The 15,772-nt window shown below is 67.2% G+C and carries 9 protein-coding genes and 2 pseudogenes; 6 read left to right on the forward strand and 5 right to left on the reverse strand.

Annotated elements, in window-relative coordinates; genetic code table 11:
* Nucleotides 1-78: 78 nt before the first annotated feature.
* The 3 genes from ACFHWT_RS27300 to ACFHWT_RS27310 form a co-directional block, all read right to left on the reverse strand.
* Nucleotides 79-1,587: an IS4 family transposase gene (locus ACFHWT_RS27300; RefSeq protein WP_416597550.1), complete on the reverse strand. Its 1,509-nt coding sequence runs from the start codon at nt 1,585-1,587 to the stop codon at nt 79-81.
* 137 nt (nt 1,588-1,724) lie between these two features.
* Nucleotides 1,725-2,060 (reverse strand): hypothetical protein, encoded by a 336-nt coding sequence (locus tag ACFHWT_RS27305; RefSeq protein WP_416597551.1) that lies wholly within the window; start codon nt 2,058-2,060, stop codon nt 1,725-1,727.
* Nucleotides 2,061-2,330: 270 nt separating this feature from the next.
* The gene (locus ACFHWT_RS27310; RefSeq protein ID WP_416597552.1) at nt 2,331-5,060 is read right to left on the reverse strand and encodes a tetratricopeptide repeat protein; all 2,730 of its coding nucleotides are present in this window, start codon (nt 5,058-5,060) and stop codon (nt 2,331-2,333) included.
* Between the two features lie 684 nt (nt 5,061-5,744).
* Between ACFHWT_RS27310 and ACFHWT_RS27315 the strand changes: the two are divergent.
* A pseudogene (locus tag ACFHWT_RS27315) lies at nt 5,745-5,993 on the forward strand (hypothetical protein); the annotation flags it as partial.
* Between the two features lie 458 nt (nt 5,994-6,451).
* On the forward strand, nt 6,452-7,114 hold the full coding sequence (locus ACFHWT_RS27320; protein ID WP_416597553.1) for a hypothetical protein: 663 nt from the start codon (nt 6,452-6,454) through the stop codon (nt 7,112-7,114).
* A gap of 161 nt (nt 7,115-7,275) precedes the next feature.
* On the opposite strand, the gene ACFHWT_RS27325 is transcribed toward ACFHWT_RS27320, so the two are convergent.
* Nucleotides 7,276-8,226, reverse strand: coding sequence for a DMT family transporter (locus tag ACFHWT_RS27325; RefSeq protein WP_416597554.1), 951 nt, complete (start codon nt 8,224-8,226; stop codon nt 7,276-7,278).
* A 200-nt stretch (nt 8,227-8,426) separates the two neighbouring features.
* On the opposite strand from ACFHWT_RS27325, the pseudogene ACFHWT_RS27330 reads away from it, so the two are divergent.
* Nucleotides 8,427-9,296: pseudogene (locus ACFHWT_RS27330) on the forward strand (LysR family transcriptional regulator); the annotation flags it as partial.
* 13 nt (nt 9,297-9,309) lie between these two features.
* Here the strand turns inward: ACFHWT_RS27330 and ACFHWT_RS27335 are convergent.
* Entirely contained in the window at nt 9,310-12,612 is a 3,303-nt protein-coding gene (locus tag ACFHWT_RS27335; RefSeq protein ID WP_416597555.1) for an amino acid adenylation domain-containing protein, read from the reverse strand.
* Between the two features lie 228 nt (nt 12,613-12,840).
* Here ACFHWT_RS27335 and ACFHWT_RS27340 point away from each other — a divergent pair, with 228 nt between their 5' ends.
* From ACFHWT_RS27340 to mtnB, 3 genes are read left to right on the forward strand one after another with little or no spacing between them, the layout of a single operon-like run.
* A complete protein-coding gene (locus ACFHWT_RS27340; RefSeq protein WP_416597556.1) occupies nt 12,841-13,593 on the forward strand; it encodes a class I SAM-dependent methyltransferase in 753 nt (250 codons plus the stop codon).
* Nucleotides 13,590-15,125, forward strand: a complete 1,536-nt coding sequence (gene mtnA, locus ACFHWT_RS27345) for an S-methyl-5-thioribose-1-phosphate isomerase (RefSeq protein WP_416597557.1) — start codon at nt 13,590-13,592, stop codon at nt 15,123-15,125. The genes ACFHWT_RS27340 and mtnA overlap by 4 nt, the downstream gene beginning before the upstream one ends.
* Nucleotides 15,122-15,772 carry a methylthioribulose 1-phosphate dehydratase gene (gene mtnB, locus ACFHWT_RS27350; protein ID WP_416597558.1) on the forward strand — a complete coding sequence of 217 codons (651 nt, stop codon included), beginning with the start codon at nt 15,122-15,124 and terminating at the stop codon, nt 15,770-15,772. The genes mtnA and mtnB overlap by 4 nt, the downstream gene beginning before the upstream one ends.

The raw sequence follows: 15,772 nt of genomic DNA on the forward strand, positions 1-15,772 counted from the left end.
TCGACTTTCCTTACAGGGTAACCTTATTGGCTCCCTGTCCGGAATCCTCGGGGCACCTCAATCCTAGGGGACACTGACCTAAACTTTGGCCGTTTTGCTGGCTTTGGGTAGGTCGATCTGGGTGATGGTTATCTCGTAGGTGACGTCGCGGGTGCGTTGTGTTCGTCGTTGGCGTTTGGTGCGGGGGCCGGTGCGGGTGCGGGTGGGCCGGTTGCGGGGTTGGGCGGCGATCGCGGTGAGCAGGGTGGTGGCGGGGTCGGGGTCGTCGTGTCCGCAGTTGACGCAGGGTGCGGAGTCCTGGCTGGCGAGGTGTGCGCGGGTCAGGGCGAGGACGGCGGCGAAGCTGACCGCGTCGGGGTCGATGTTCAGGTCGACGGCGGTGGTCACGGCGAGTCGGACGAGGGCGTTGTAGACGGTCAGTAGCGCCCAGAGTTCCTGGTGGGCCAGTTCGGGGGTCTGTCCGCGTGGTCGGGTGCCGGGTGGTCGGGTGCCGGGTCCCCGCAGGGTGGTCTTCAGTCGTCCGTGGGTGAGTTCGATCTGCCATCGTTCGGCGTAGAGCGCGGCGAGGGCGGTGGCGGGGTGACGGTGGTGGTCGAGCAGGGTGGTCAGGACGCGGTAGCGACTGTGGGTGGTGCGGCCGGCGCGGTCGCGGGTGGTGACGGTGAACTCGACCAGACGGGCGAGTCTCGGACGGAGTCGGGGCAGATCCCGGTCGGCGCGGGTGGTGCGGCGGCGGGACAGCATCGCGTCGGACTCGGCGAGTTGCACGAGCGCGGAGCCGTCCGGGAGGACCTCGACCAGGCGGGCGGGCAGGCTCCGCGCGCCGTTCTTGACCCGCCACAGCAGGTGCGCCCCGGTGGCGGCCGCCCGCGTCCAGCGGTCCATGGAGAAGAAGCCCCGGTCGGCGAGGTTGATGGTGCCGGGTTGGAGTTCGCCGATCAGGTCGTCGGCGAGGGCCTGTTCGCTGGTCCCGGAGGAGGCGATACGGGCGGCGAGGATCCAGCGGATGCCGCAGGCGACCAGGGCGACCATCCGGGCCTGCGGGAACCGGCCGCCGGTCGGGGTGGTGAACCCGGCCCGGATCCGCGCGGTGTCGGCCAAGTCGAACACAGTGCCGTCGATCGCGGTGACCAGCAGACCGAACGCGTACGACTCGGGCCCGAACGTCGGTGTGGACCGGGCGCCGGTGGTGAACACCCGCTGGTGCACCGCCGCGGGGAGTCTGCCCCGGGCCTTCGACACCGCCGCCGCGGTCGGGGTGCCCTCCACCCGGGTCCGTGGGATCCGTGAGGTCACCCGTGCGGTCACCACCGACGTGCTCTCCCGCCGGAACAGACACAGCCCGAGCACGATCATCACCGTGACCGCCCCGGTCAGCACCCGCCGCCGGGCATCGACATGCCCCACTACGGCCTGCGCCCGCTCGATCAGTGCGGCATCGGCCAGGAGCGGCCACAACCGGCCGGTCACCTGCTCGTCGAGGGTCCCGACACCGGCGGGCCCGGCGATCACCGCTGCCCGCAGCGTCTCCCGCTGATCGGCGGCCTGTCGCACCGCACCGGCGGACAGCATGGCAGAATCCGACACCGAAGCTCCTGGTTGGAACATGTTGATCTAGTCAATCCATGTCCTACCAGGAGCTTCTTCACGTCCCGCACCCGACCCACACTCACCCCGAAACCGGCGCTATCACCCACAAAACGACCAAAGTTTAGGTCAGTGTCCTAGGGGAACTTCGGCGAACAGATCGGACATTCGGCACCACGACGGATGACCGTCGTCTTGAAACCATAGGTCTCCTCGAGCCATTCATCCTTCCTCCGCTGCCCTCTCGTGTAATTCGACTTATTGATCTTCACCTCATAGAGATCAAGCCCGCCGCTGTCATTCCTAACAGCAATGTCCACTTGCCGCCGGCCGTAGGGCGTCCAAAACTCGAAACCATTACCATAAGTCTCGCTATAAATGTCCGATCGGTTGTGGAACCGCTCAAACGTGGCCCCGGGTTTGATGGAGAGTTGGTTAGCTGGTTTCAGGGGCGGGATGACCGGCTGGGCCATCGAGCGTAGTGCTTCGCACTCGGCGGATGGGATGTGGCCGAGTCGCCTTGGAGCCTGCGCGGTTGCTGCCAGGCGATGTACTCGACGGTGGCCATCCCCCCGGGTCGTCGAGGCCACGCCAGGGCCCGGTGTGGCGGACGAGTCCGGCCTTGTACAGGGAGTTGAACGCAGGGATGACCTGAGCTTTCCTGCCGACTCCGTTGGTTCAGGCCGGTAGTCGGGTCCATTCTTACCGAGTTTGAAGCTAGTGCTTGCCGGTGTTCCTTGCGGTCATCGAAGATCGGGTGACGGTAGATCGCGCAACCCTTCTCGGACCCGTTCTGTCAACGGACAGCCGGTCTGCTCCAGGTCGGCCAGTGCACGGATCCAGAGTTCGCGTGCATGGCTGGGCCGCCGCCGGCTCACCTCGACCCGTCCTAGGCCCCACCGCGCCAGACCCAGACCGACGAGGTCGCCGAGTTGCTCGCACAACGCGGAGGACGCTTCATAGCGCCGCTCGGCGTCGTCGAATTGCCTCCCGGCGACGGCGACATCACCAAGGCCACGAAGAGCGTGAGCCTCACCGAGCCGGTCTCCGATTTCCTGGCAGATGCTCAGCGCGTGGGCATGATGTTGGGCAGCGACGGTGTGCTGGCCGAGCAGCAGGGCAAGGTCGCCCATATCGCGCAGGGACCGTGACTCAGCGTACCGGTCGGCGAGTTCCTGATAGGTTACGAACGCCGAGCGGTATAGTTCGGCCGCAGTGACGAGCTCGCCCTCTCCAACGGCAACATCGCCGAGGCCACGCCGGATATGGTTGGCGCCCAAGCGTTCGCCGAGAGCGGCGAGGATCTCCGCGCCTTGCCTGTAGTGCCGTGCTGCGGTGGCGAACTGTCCGACTGCGACGAAGGCGTCGCCAAGCCCTCGCAGCGCGTGGCCTTCGCTGCGCGGCTCGCGGATCATGCGACAGATTTCCACGGAGCGCTCGAACTGCTGCCGTGACTCGACAAGGCTCCCACGCAGTCGTAGCGTGTCCCCCAGGCTTTGCAGAGCCAGCGCCTCGCTGAGCTTGTCACCGACGGTCCGGCTGGCCTTCACGGCGGTTAAGGCGAGCGCTTCCGCAGCCGGGAAGTCGCCCGTTGCCCGGGCGACGTCCGCGAGGATCCGCTCGGCGTGGGCGGCACCGCCGCGATCACCGAGCGCCTGGAACGTCTCAATGCTGCGCTTGGCTAGGAGTCCGGCCGAGACATGGTGGTCCAACAGGTACAGCCGCCGGGCGGCGAGCGTGCCCAGCATCGCGGCATTGCGGTCGTCGGTGACGGCGGTGAGCGCGATCAGATTCTCCTGCTCGGCGACGAGCCACGCGCGTGCATCGTGCGGGCCGTCTAGCCTCAGCCGGCCTGGGGCGTCGTCGGTGCCGGACGGCGTGGCCTTGTACCAGTGCCGCCCGGCGGTGTCTAGCGCGTCGACGTACCACGCTGTGAGGCGCTGCACCGCCGCTGCGCGCTGTTCTGAGGACAGCCACGTCAGCGCTTGGTCGCGGGCGTAGACGCGGAGCAGGTCGTGCTGTTCGTAGCAGCGTCTGTCGTCGGAGCCGCGTCTCGGCTTGACCAGGTTGCGGTCACCGAGGTCGTGTAGCACCCGGGCGGCATCTGCCGGGCAGCAGTCCATCAGGGCGGCGAGCTGCTCGATGCCGATCGTGGGGCCCGGGTTGACGCCGACCAACCGGAACGCGTGGATCGTCGTCTCGTCGAGCCGGTCGACGGAGACCTCGAAGCTCGCCCGCATGCCCGCATAATCCGCGCTGCTTTTGCCGAGGCGGCGATTCGTGTCGACCAGATCGGCCAGCACGTCGGCGATTCCAAGCGTTGGGTCGCTGTTCATTCGTCCGGCGACGACGGTGATCGCGAGGGGAAGGTGGCCTAGCAGAGTCGCCACCCTCGCTGCCTGCGCTAAGTCCGGACAACGGTCTGCGCCGACCAGCCGTGTCAGCAGGGTCACGGACTCCTGTTGCGTCATGACATCTAGCCACAGCGGCCGCGTTCCATGCGGAGCAGCGGATCGGCTGCGGCTCGTGATAATCACCAAGGATCCTGGAGACATCGGCAGCAGTGGCGCGACCTGTGCGGCGTCGAGTGCGTTGTCGAGTACGACCAGTGCCGCCCGTCCGGCCATGTGGGCGCGCCATCGGGACTGCCTGCGCTCCAAGTCAGGGGGGACGCTGCGGCTCGGCACACCTGCCTGACCGAGAAGTTCCTCCAACGCGACAAGTGAGGTGACGGGAGACAGGCCCGGGGTGAATCCGTGAAGATCGATGAAGAACTGACCGTCTGGGTACCGTGCCGCGAATCGATGCGCGATGTGCAACGCAAGGGCTGTCTTGCCTACGCCGGCCATTCCGGTAACCGAGCTAATCGACACGATAGTGCCGGAGGGATCGTGCGCCTCCAGCCTGCCGGACAGCTCCCTCACTGCCTCGATGCGGCCCGTGAAGTCCGGCGCCTGACCGGGCAGATGATTGCCAAAGCGATATGGAAGAGGCATATGATCCACCTTGTACTCAATGCGGCCCAGGATCTCGAGGGCCTCGTTGCGCCACAACCATTCCGACAAGGGCGTGAGTGCCCCGCCGGCACGGGCATCCGCATGGATTCCAGCGATAATGTTACGAGCGAGGCACTCCGCCACGACGTCCGGTGATACCGGCCGGCCCTGCTGGGCGAGTCCCTTTATGGTGCGGACGTCGACCCATCGGCGTAGCACCGTCTCCAGCTCACTTTGGCCCTTGACCTGGGCCGCGACAGTGTCGCGGCGGTTCAGCAGCGCCCAACGCAGCTGCTGCTCCGCGTCCGGACCGAGTTGGATCCCGTGCCGGGCAATGTCGTCCAGTGTGGCGTCAACCGCTTGCGCAACAACCTCACGCATTGCCAGCTTGACACGATCTCCCCGCAGCCGACGGACTAGCTCGGTGCCAGCCGCCGAGACCAACCAGCCGAGGAGCGCATCGTCGAAAGCGAACAAAGCAAGATCCCATCAGGGCCGAGAAGCCTTCTATCATGGTAGTAACCATGCACAAACACAGAGTGTTGGCCGTGCGTATCGGGGTCAGCAGGCTGTCGCCAGCCCTGCCGGCGCCGCCCTGGGTGCCCTGGCTCGAGTAGACCCACTTGGCCGACACCCCTGAGGATGTCGTTCCCCGCACGCACGGGGGGTCTTCCTGGCGGTCATTGGGTCACCTCCTGGTCAGCGGCGTCATCATGCGCGTACGGGGGCTACATTGGGACAGGGGAGCGCCCACGGAGCACCCTGAATCCATGTGGACTACCTTCAGCCAACCACGGTTACGTTCCCGCAGGTCAGCGCGACCGTCAGGAGGGCCTGAACGGCCAGGGTGGCCTGTGATGCAAAATTTTAATCCTTAGGTTCTGGGTTCGAGTCCCAGGCGACCCACCACATGACCCGGAAACATAGCCATCAGTCGATGGCTTGCCGTCCTCTATCCGGCCAGATTTGTCGGATATGATCCGCTATGCGGGGAGCACCCAGCGAACGCCCAAGGCACCCACGACCGCGTCGGCGTCGGCAGTTGCAGGCCCGGACTGCAGGGTGGTACGCGGAGCGGGGAAATGGCCGGGCCGGGTGACCATGCTCGCTGCCGAGTGCAACCCGGCCATTCCGGGCGGCATTTTGTAGAAGTTCGCCAACTACCGGCTGCGGTTGGTCGTGGTCGGCGACATCATGCGCCGCACCGCCGGCGGTGCGGCGCTGCGTGACCTGGTCGTCGAGTCGAACGGGGCTGGCAGGTGTGGATCGTCGATAACCCCGACGTCCTCGCCGCCCGCTGCACCTGATCGGCCGCACGCGGTCGTCGCCTCCCGCAGGGTTCTTCTCGATGAACAGATCAAGCCGACGGCCCAGCGGCTCGGGGTCATTGGTGCTCTGTCTGCCAGGTGAGGCAGGTAGGCCGACGGCCCGTGGCGGCGGTGTACTCGGCGACGGTGCGGCCCGGTTGACGTGCGTGTCGACGTCGATCCGGAGCTGAGCCTGCCCGTTCACGGCGCCAATCCAGATGGCCTGGCCGGTTCCACCGTGGGCCATGACCGACTCAGCCGGACCGGCGAACAACTCGGCGGCGAGGCCCGGGGCGGGCAACGGCTCGCGGTGGCCGTGGTAGTCCATAATCCCGCAGGTACAGGTCGTCTTCCTGCCGTCGTGAACTCACCCGCGACCCTGGGCTGCGTCCATGGCTGTGACCCGGGGGCGATCGGGTTGCCTACCGGTCCAGTCCCCGTAGATGTCGAACATGATCGTTTCCGGAAAAGGGCGGGAGTGTCACGTCGACGGCGTACCGACCACCGCTGCCGTGCGGGCGGCCGCGGGCCTGTAACCGCTAGTGGGGAAACACCGGTCGGGTGCGCGTGACGCGGGCGTTGCCGACCTTGACGGGGGGCGCGGTGGACGTGGCGGGTGTCGGCGTAGAGGGCGGCGGGATCCCGGGGACCCTCGTACAGCACCGGGACCTTCATCGTTTCGATCAGCACACCGCGTTCGACCTTATTGCCATCGCACGACAACCGGGCACCCTCGACGAGGCACTTGGTCAAGTTCGGTGCCGGGATCAACGGACCGACGTCGGGGTCGTGGTAGAGGCCGCCGAGCCATTCCAGCTGGGCGATCTCGGCGTGGTCGTCGTCGGTCTTCTTCGCCTTGGCCGCGTGCGCCGGGTGCGTGGAGGGTCCACGTCGCCGCGCTGGAATGTGGTGTCGTGGATGTGTAGCAGCCGTCGCGGGTCCGGCATCTGCGTGCATGGCGGCTGCGATGGTGCGTTGTTCGTCGTCGATCAGGGTGTGCCGGACGGGTCCGAGTTGCCAGGTGACGAGTTGGCCGAGGCCGTCGCGTCGGGCGGCGGTGAGGCCGAGCCAGAACTGGGCGGCGATCCGTTTGACGGAGTCTACGTACGCGGCGGCGGCCAGGTGGTGGCATTCGTTGACGAGGATCAGGGTGGAGGTGCCACGTTCGGCGATCATGGCGCAGGCCATGACGGTCTTGCCGGCCCCGGGTGGGGCGACCAGTAGCCCGTCGTCGTGGGCGAGGAGCGCGCCGACAGCGTGGGTCTGCATGTCGGTGAGGTCCCCGGTTGGGGCACCCACACGGTACGGTGTGCGGGGCGGCCATAGTCCGCCCCGTGACGTGTCGACGTCGTTCCCGTCCGTTGGGGCCGGTTCCAGGGCGGAAATCAAGGAGATCGAACATAGTTCGATACGGCAGCCCCGGGGAGGCTTGTCTGCCGGTGCGATACGTTCAAGGTGCTGTCGCGGCCGATCAGCGCCAGCCCGACCACGATGGCGATCATTCCCGCGATGGTCCAGGCAGTGAATCCCTCACCTAGCAGGAAGATACCGAGCGCGGTGGCTGTCAACGGTTCGGCCAGTCCGACGGCGGTGGCCGACGACACCGCTGTGGTGCGCAGGCCGCGGATCCACAGGAGATACGGCACCGCCGTCGCACCGAGACCGAGCCACAGGGCGACAACGACTCCGTCCCAGGTGAGCAGCCAACTGATGTCGTCACGAGCGGAAACCGCGACGATCGGAACGCAGGCGAGGCCGAAGAAGGCACCCACCACCACCTGCTCGTCGACGCCTCGGGCCAGTAGCGCTCGGCCAGCGACCGTATAGGTCGAGTAGGCGGCGGCGGCACCGAGCGCGTACAGGATGCCGGACGGGCGGACTACCGCCCCACCGCCCGGAACGAGCAGCATCGCGAGCCCGATGACGGTCACGGCCGTCGCCATCGCCCAGCTCCGACTCACTCTTTCCTTGATCGTGAGGCCAAGCAGGCCCGTGATCACCGGAGCCGAACCGATCGCGATCAACGTGCCGGTGGCGACGCCCGTGCCGCGTACGGCGGAGAAGAACAGCGCCTGGTAGGCGGCGACCGAGCTCACCCCGGCCGCGGTCAGCGCCCACGTCGAGCGAGTCCAACAGGACGTCATCCGGGCTGGGCCACTGCGGATCAGCGCCCACCCCAGCAGGATCAGGCCACCCACGCAAAGCCGTGCGGCGGCTACGGTCAGGGCCGACGCGCTGGATGGCGCGAGCGTCTGGGTCGCACCGGTCGTGCCCCACAGTAGAGCGGCGGCCAGGACGAGAGCCGTGCCGTACTGGCGTACCGGGGCAGCGGGCATGGTCGACCGGGTGGGGCCGGCGGAGGGAGAAGGTGCTCGATGATCCCTATTTCGGGTCAACCGACTGCCGCGCCTCATGCGTTGAAACGATGTTGGCAACAGAGTACACTGCACGTTGCTGCACTTTGGGTTGCCGTTCCTGTGCGTATAGTGATTTCCTGTTGTGTCATGCCTCCGACCGACCGACAAGCGTGGAATCGATGTTGGACCTCCGACGACTCCGCCTGCTTTCTCATTTTGCCTCCCTGGGCACAATTAGTGCGGTTGCCAAGTCGGCACGGCTGACTCCCTCTGCGGTGTCCCAGCAGCTTGCCGTGCTGGAAAAGGAAATCGGCATGCCGTTGCTGCAACGTAAGGGCCGCCATCTGACGCTGACTCAGGCCGGCCGGACGCTCGTCAATAGCGCCGAGCGAATATTCGCGGAGGTGGAACTCGCGGAGACCGAGCTTGCGCACTTGAGAGACGGGACCGAAGGGCCGGTGCGATTGGCGGCCTTTCCGAGTGTTTCCCGGCTGACGGTCCCGCAGGCATTGGCGTTCTGCCTCAATGAAGGCCACCCGGTCGAGATCGGCCTGCATGAGATGGAAGCCCACGAGAGCCTGCCGGCGCTGCGCCGAGGGGAGATCGATCTCGCTCTGGTGGATGAGTATGACCCGCTGCCGCCACTAATCGAACCGGGGATCGAATTCACTGCGTTGTTCAGTGAGCAAATGTATCTCGTCCTTCCGAACGGGCATCCACTGGCTCGGCCCGACCTCCTCATCAATGACTGCTCTGGCGAATCATGGATAACCTGCCGGTCAGGGACCCTCTGCCACGCCGCCACAGTCAACGCTTGCTCCGCCGCCGGATTCATCCCCGAGATCGAGTACATGACCAACGACTTCACCGTTATCCTCGCGATGATCGAGTCCGGCCTCGGGATCGGTTTCGTCCCGGCCATCGCGATTGCCCAGGCGCGGTACGACGTACAGTGTGTGCCCTTGGTCGAGCGTCCGTTGCGCCGGCGGATCTCGGTCGCCGTACGCGGCGCGGCTCGGAGCCGGCCGACACTGCTGCACCTGATCGATGCTTTCACCACCGTTACCGCCGATCTGGACGGCGTCGTCGAGCTCGGCGCCACGAATTCGGGCGTCGGGGACTCTGGAGGTCCGACCGTGACCCGTCGCTGGCCGTCGCCGTCGGGTCCGGGTGGGCCAACTCGACAAGTACGGACCGCAGGTGCGAAGTGAGTAGCCGTATAGCCGGCTCGTTCAGGCCGTCGATGGGTGAGGGAGCCCAGCTCAGCTCGATGATCAGCTGATCGTCGAGGACGACGGCGGACACCTCCACCGGGTAGGGTCGCTCGGCCAGCGGTGAGCGCGCCTCCCACGGTACGGGCGTGCCGTCGGTCCTGAAGCGGTCACCCGGCGGATCGGCATCGCCCCTGCCTAGGTAGTTGAAGCCAACCAGGGCCGGTGGTGCCGCCGGGAGCGTCGTCTGTGTCGGCGAGTCGGTGGCGCACCAGCGGAGAACACCGTAGCCCGTACCGCCGTGCGGTACCGCAGCCAGCGCCGCCCGCGCAGGCACCAGCTCAGCGTCCAAGCCCGCCGGCTGAACCGCGATCGCCGCACCGGACGGCATCGTCGTACCGGTTCGGCTCCAGGCGACCGGAAACACGGCCGTGAACCACCCGACCACCCGTTCCATCTGCGGCCAGCGGTGCCGGCCGTGGGTTTCGACATCAAACGTGACGGCCGCGTCCGGTCGCCAACGGGCCAGCGCGAGTCCGACGGCTGCCGTCATCACATCGTGGACGCACATGCCCAGTCGGGTCGGGGCCGGGCCGAGCAACCGCCGGGTCACCTCTGCGGGCATCCGCAGCGTGCGGCGCCGTCCCGCGCGTTCCGGCTGGGCCGGACCGGCCGCCGTCAGGCTCAGCGCCGTTCGGCGCAGGGCCAGAACGGACAGCCAGTAGGCAGTCTCGGTCGCATCTATGCCCAGCTTCGGTAGGGAATTTACCCAGCTCTGGAACGTCTCCTCCGGTGCGATCCGGACCGGCCCCTCGCGGCGTTCCACCGCCTGCAGGGCGAACACCAGGTCGTCGAGGAGCACATGCCAGGAGACGAGGTCGACAACGAGATGGTGGATCGCGACCACGAGGTACGTGACCTTGTCGGCTCGGTCGTGAACCAGGAGTGCCCGGAGGTGGTCACCGGCAAACGGGGCGAGGGACCGGTGCAGTTCGTCAATCAGGGCGTCCCGCTCGGCGCGACCGGTCACGTCGCGCGTCCACAGGAGCTGATCGGCGGCGACCGCGTTGCCCGGCAGCATGCGCAGCCGCGTTCCGTCGGCCAAAACGCGGGCGGACAGAGCGGGATGCGCCGAGACCACCGTGCTGAGAGCGGCGTGCAGGTGGGCCGGATCCACCGGCCGTACCACGCGTAGCCGAGCGAACATGTTCCAGTAGGCCTGGTCGGTGCGGACCCGCTCGGCGAACCACCCCTGTGCAGGGGCCACGCCACCCGCTACGTCGGCGCGTGCCCTGGGTCGGTCGCCGGTGCTCGTCGGCGGCACCGGGACCGGCGTCCCGCGCAGGTACGTCACCAGGTCCGCCATCACCGGGTGCGCCAGGAAATCCGCGACGGACACCACCACGCCGGCGCGGCGCAATCGCGCCACCACGCGCATCGCCAGCAGCGAGTCGCCCCCGTCTCGGAAGAAATGACTGTCGTACGCTGGTGGCTCCCCGCCCAGCGCCTCGGCGAAGCACCGGCGAACCAGTACCGCCATCGGGTCGTCCGGCCCTGGCACGGCGTCCGCGACGACGGCGTCCTGCGGTGATGCCGGCGACGACGCGGCCAGCCGAGCCAGGGCGAGACGGTCGGTTTTCCCATTCGACAGCAACGGAATCCGCGTCACGGGAACCAAGCGGGCGGGAATCATCCGGTTGGGCAGCCAGGCGGCGAGTGCGGTGCGGAGTTCTCCGGTCGTGAGGCCGCCGGCCGGGTCGAGCACGACGAAGCCAACCAGCTCCGGCGTCCCCTCCGCGTCGCGCTCCCGGACGACGACGGCGGCGTTGCGCACCCCGGACTGTTCGAGGATCGCTGCTTCGACCTCGCCGAGTTCGATGCGTTGCCCAGCGATCTTGACCTGGTCATCGGCGCGCCCCAGGTAGAGCAGGTCAGCGCTGGGCAACCGGCGGACGAGATCTCCGGTGCGATAGACCCGGCGGAGCAGGCCGTCGCCGACGTCGACCCGGACGAAGCGTTCCACCGTCCGGTCCGGGTCGTCGAGATAGTCGTCGGCCAGGCTCAGCCCGCCGATGTACAGCTCACCGACCTCGCCGTCGGGCACCGCTCGGCGCTGATCGTCCAGCACGTGACAGAAGACCTGGCCGAGCGGCTGCCCGATAGGAACGGTACGGTGACCGGCCCAGTCGGCGGCTTCCTCGGGTAGCACCCGGAAGGCGGTCGCGTACGCCGTCTCGGTCGGACCATAGAAGTTGAACAACGGCTCGCGGCGTACGCGGTGGAAGTCGCGTTGCAACGCGACCGGGAGCTTCTCGCCCGTACTCATCACCGCTCGCAGCGACGTGTTCCGGACGAACGTCGTCACCTCCGTCAACGCACGCAGCTGAGCCGGAACGGTGTGCAGAATCGTGACCCGGTGCCTGTCGAGTGTGGTCGCGAGCAGTTCGGGGTCGGCCTCCGCGCCCGGCGGCGCTACCGCCAGGCAGGCACCGGCCGCCAGAGCGGAGAACATCTCGTAAGCGCTTACATCGAAAGTCAACGGTGTCTTCAGGAGAACGGTGTCGTCCGGGCCCAGGTCGAACGTCCGCACGCAGGCGCGGACGTTGTTGACGACCGCCCGGTGGCTGAGTCTCACTCCCTTGGGCGTTCCGGTCGACCCGGATGTATAGAGAATGTGCACAGTGTCGCCCGGGGTGGCCGGGCTCTCCGCGCCTACGGGAGGACGGTCGATCGAGCTGTACGGCCCTGTGTGCCCCAGTAGCTCGGTGAGGCGAACGTCGGCCCCTGGGCCGGACGGCACCGCCTGACCGTCGGCGGTGATCAAGGTGTGAACGCCGCTGTGTCGCCGGACGTACTCCAGACGCCGGACGGGGTGGCTGGGATCCAACGGGACGTAGGCAGCGCCTCGGCGCAGTACCGCGAGCACAAGTGCCACGCACTCCACCGATCGGGGCAGCAGCAGGCCGACCCGTGAGCCCATGCCCAGGCTCCTCGCGTGCAGCGCGTCCGACATGGAATCGACCCGTCGATCCAGTTCGGCGTAGGTCCACGCGAGTCCTTCGCCGCGCAGCGCACAACGATTGGGATGAGCGGCGACACTCGCCCGGAGCAGGGCGTCAATCGTCCCGCCGGCAGGGTCGTAGTCGTCGTACACGGTAGACCTCCACAAGATCTGCGTAGTAGGTACGCGACGTCGCCCGTATGAGGCATCGGACTATGTTAGATACCACGTCGCCGGTGTGGTACCAAATATTGTCCAAGAATTACTAAAAGCTCCCGGTAGATAATCTTGATTGACCCTTGCCATCGATAGATGTGAAGATATTTGCGGCCGCCGGGCGGCTGGCCTTGCGCGAAGTCCGTTTCGGTGAAGGGGAATTCTGTGTCAACTACCGATCAGTTCGCCGGCAGCGTCACATATCGTCCGGCGTGGTATCGCGACTATCGCCAGCTCCGTGGAGTGGACGAAATCAAAAAACGGTTGGAGCGCGACGCGCTGCTGCACGTGCTGACGGCCGACGGGCGAACCTGTGGTCGGATGCTCGACGTCGGCACTGCCACTGGAAGATACCCGATACTCTTCGCCCGCGCCGGATGGCGCACCGTCGGGCTCGACGTCGCGGATACGGCGGTCTCCATGGCCCGAGCGGAGCTCAGCGAGTCTAGTGTCGCCGACCGGGTGGAGATCATCTGTGGGGACATCCGTTCAGTCGCGCTCCCGGAACTGAGCTTCGACCTCGTGACGTTCATGATGGGCACTTTCGCTCACATCCCAGAGTTCGACCGCCTCAGTGTGTTGGCGACCGCCCGCTCCATGCTCGCTTCCGGTGGGCTGGTGGCAATCTCGAACTGGAACGCCTCATGGCCCGATGGGCGGATGCTCTCGCTGTACGGAGCAGCGGATCGTGAATGGTTGTCGCAGGCGACTCCGGCTCCTGAGGAAATGATCACCATGCTCGATGCTGCCGGCTTTGGTGACGTCTCGTTGCAGCATCTCTGTCCATTCACGGATGCACAGATCGACCACTGGATCAATTCGCAGGGCGACGCCCCCGACCGAATCCAGGAGTACATGTTGACCAACAACATCTCGATCCCCGGTCAGATGTATCTCATCGTCGGAGTGAAGCGATGAGATACCCTTTGTCAACCACCGGGTCAACCCTGCTCTGGGATGCCGGAGCCATCGTCACCCTGGACCAGACGACGTTGCCGCACCGCCGGACCGTCCTGCGGCTCACTACCGTTGACGCACTCATCGACGCGATTGCGCGTCTCGCGATCAGGGGCGCTCCGGCCCTGGGCATCGCGGGTGCGCTGGGCGTTGCACTCTCCGCACACCAGCACCGGACGCAGGAGCGGATCCACACGGACGCCGCCCGACTGGCGGCGGCTCGGCCCACGGCGGTCAACCTGGCGAGGGGAGTTTCGCGGGCGCTCGGCCGGCTCGGCGAGGGAGCTGCGGCGGTGCTCGCCGAGGCCACCGCCATGGCGGTGGAAGACGTTCGGGTCAACCAGGCCGCATCCGGCCGGGCAGCGGATCTCCTGGTCGACATGTGTCCCCGCCCGAGGCTGCGCGTACTGACCCATTGCCATACCGGCCGGTTGGCGACCGGCGGTTGGGGCACGGCGCTCGGCGCGGTGCATCACCTCGCCGCGTCGGATCGGCTCGAACTGGTCTTCGTCACCGAGACCCGGCCACTGTTGCAGGGGGCGCGACTGACCGCGTGGGAGTTGCGTGACGCGGATATACCCCATCGGCTTCTGGTCGACTCGGCCGCGGCAAGCGCACTGGCCACCGGGATGGTGGACTGCGTAGTGGTCGGCGCCGATCGGATCGCTGCCAACGGTGATGTCGCCAACAAGATCGGGACGTACGCGCTGGCCGCCGCAGCGAGCCACCACAACGTGCCGTTCGTGGTCGTCGCGCCGGAGTCGACCATCGATGAGGACACCCCCGATGGCGCGGCCATCGCGATCGAACAACGGCCGGAGTCCGAGGTGACGGCCGTCGCCGGGATCGACATCGCCGGCACCGGCACACCCGTGTTCAACCCCGCATTCGACATCACGCCGGCGAGGCTGGTCACCGCCGTCGTCACCGAGGATCGCGTCTGGCGCCCGACCCCCGAGGACCCTGCCTCGCTGGCGGAACGGATCGGCCGGCTCTGCGCGGTGGTCGAGGACTTTCCACGTCCCGGCGTGCGGTTTCGCGACTTGGCCGGCGTCTACGGGCGGCCGGCAGCGCTTCGGGAGGCGGCGCACGCCCTGGTCTCGTCGTACCGGGGCGAGGTCGACCACATCGTCGCGGTGGAGGCACGGGGCTTCCCGCTTGGCGCCGCCGTGGCCTTGGCCGCGGACCTGCCGCTGGTTCTGGTACGAAAGTCCGGAAAGCTGCCCGGCCCGCTGCACTCGGTGAGCTACGACCTGGAGTACGGCCAGGACGTACTGGAGATGCAGGAGTCAGCGATACCTCCCGGCGGGCGAGCGCTCATCGTGGATGACGTACTCGCTACCGGTGGCACCCTCGCGGCGGTCACGAAGCTGGTGAACCAATGCGGGGCCTCGGTAGCCGGCTTCGGCGTACTGCTGGAGCTGGCGGGGCTGGGTGGGGTCCACCGACTCCACCCGCACCGGGTGGTCACGATCCGGACGGAGCCGTCATGACGCGGGGCATCGCGGAGATCGGTGCCGTTGCTCCCCGGGCCGACGCGGCCGCCGCGCTGTCTGTCGCGTCGCGGGAGCTGCACGGCCTTGGTTGGATGCCGGGTACCGCGGGCAACGTCTCGGTGCGGTTCGGACCGGATTCGGTACTCATTACCGGCAGTGGCCTGGGCAAGGGGCGGATCACGGCGGCCGACACGGTCCTCGTGGCTGTGGACACCGGTGTTCCGGTCCGGCCCAACTCGGTTCGACCGTCGGCCGAGACCTCAATCCACCTGGCGATCTACCACGCCTTCCCAGAGGCGGGAGCGGTGGTGCACGCCCACCCGCCCTACGCAACCGCGCTGGCCAGTCGGACGGCGCGCGCCTGCGGCACATCGGTGCGCTTCACCGAACTGGAGCTGATCAAGGGAATGATCGGGGCACACCACGACAGACTCGATATTCCCCTGTTCGCCAACTGGCCCGAGGTACCCCGCATCGCGGCAGACGTCACCGACCATTTCACCCGACGGACCGCCGACCATCCTCCGGGGCTCCTCATCGCCCATCACGGCGCGACGACGTGGGGAACCGACCTGGCCCAAGCCATGGACCGTATCGAGTGCCTTGAGGCGCTCTGTCAACTCGTCCTGCTCGTCGACGACTGA

The sequence above is a fragment of the Micromonospora sp. LOL_021 genome, assembly GCF_048060215.1.
Classification (GTDB): domain Bacteria; phylum Actinomycetota; class Actinomycetes; order Mycobacteriales; family Micromonosporaceae; genus Micromonospora_E.

Coding starts and splice junctions, on each gene's coding strand:
- ACFHWT_RS27305 (WP_416597551.1), bottom strand. CDS start 2,060: ATGGCCCAGCCGGTCATCCCGCCCCTGAAACCAGCTAACCAACTCTCC.
- ACFHWT_RS27325 (WP_416597554.1), bottom strand. CDS start 8,226: ATGCCCGCTGCCCCGGTACGCCAGTACGGCACGGCTCTCGTCCTGGCC.
- mtnA (WP_416597557.1), top strand. CDS start 13,590: ATGAGATACCCTTTGTCAACCACCGGGTCAACCCTGCTCTGGGATGCC.
- mtnB (WP_416597558.1), top strand. CDS start 15,122: ATGACGCGGGGCATCGCGGAGATCGGTGCCGTTGCTCCCCGGGCCGAC.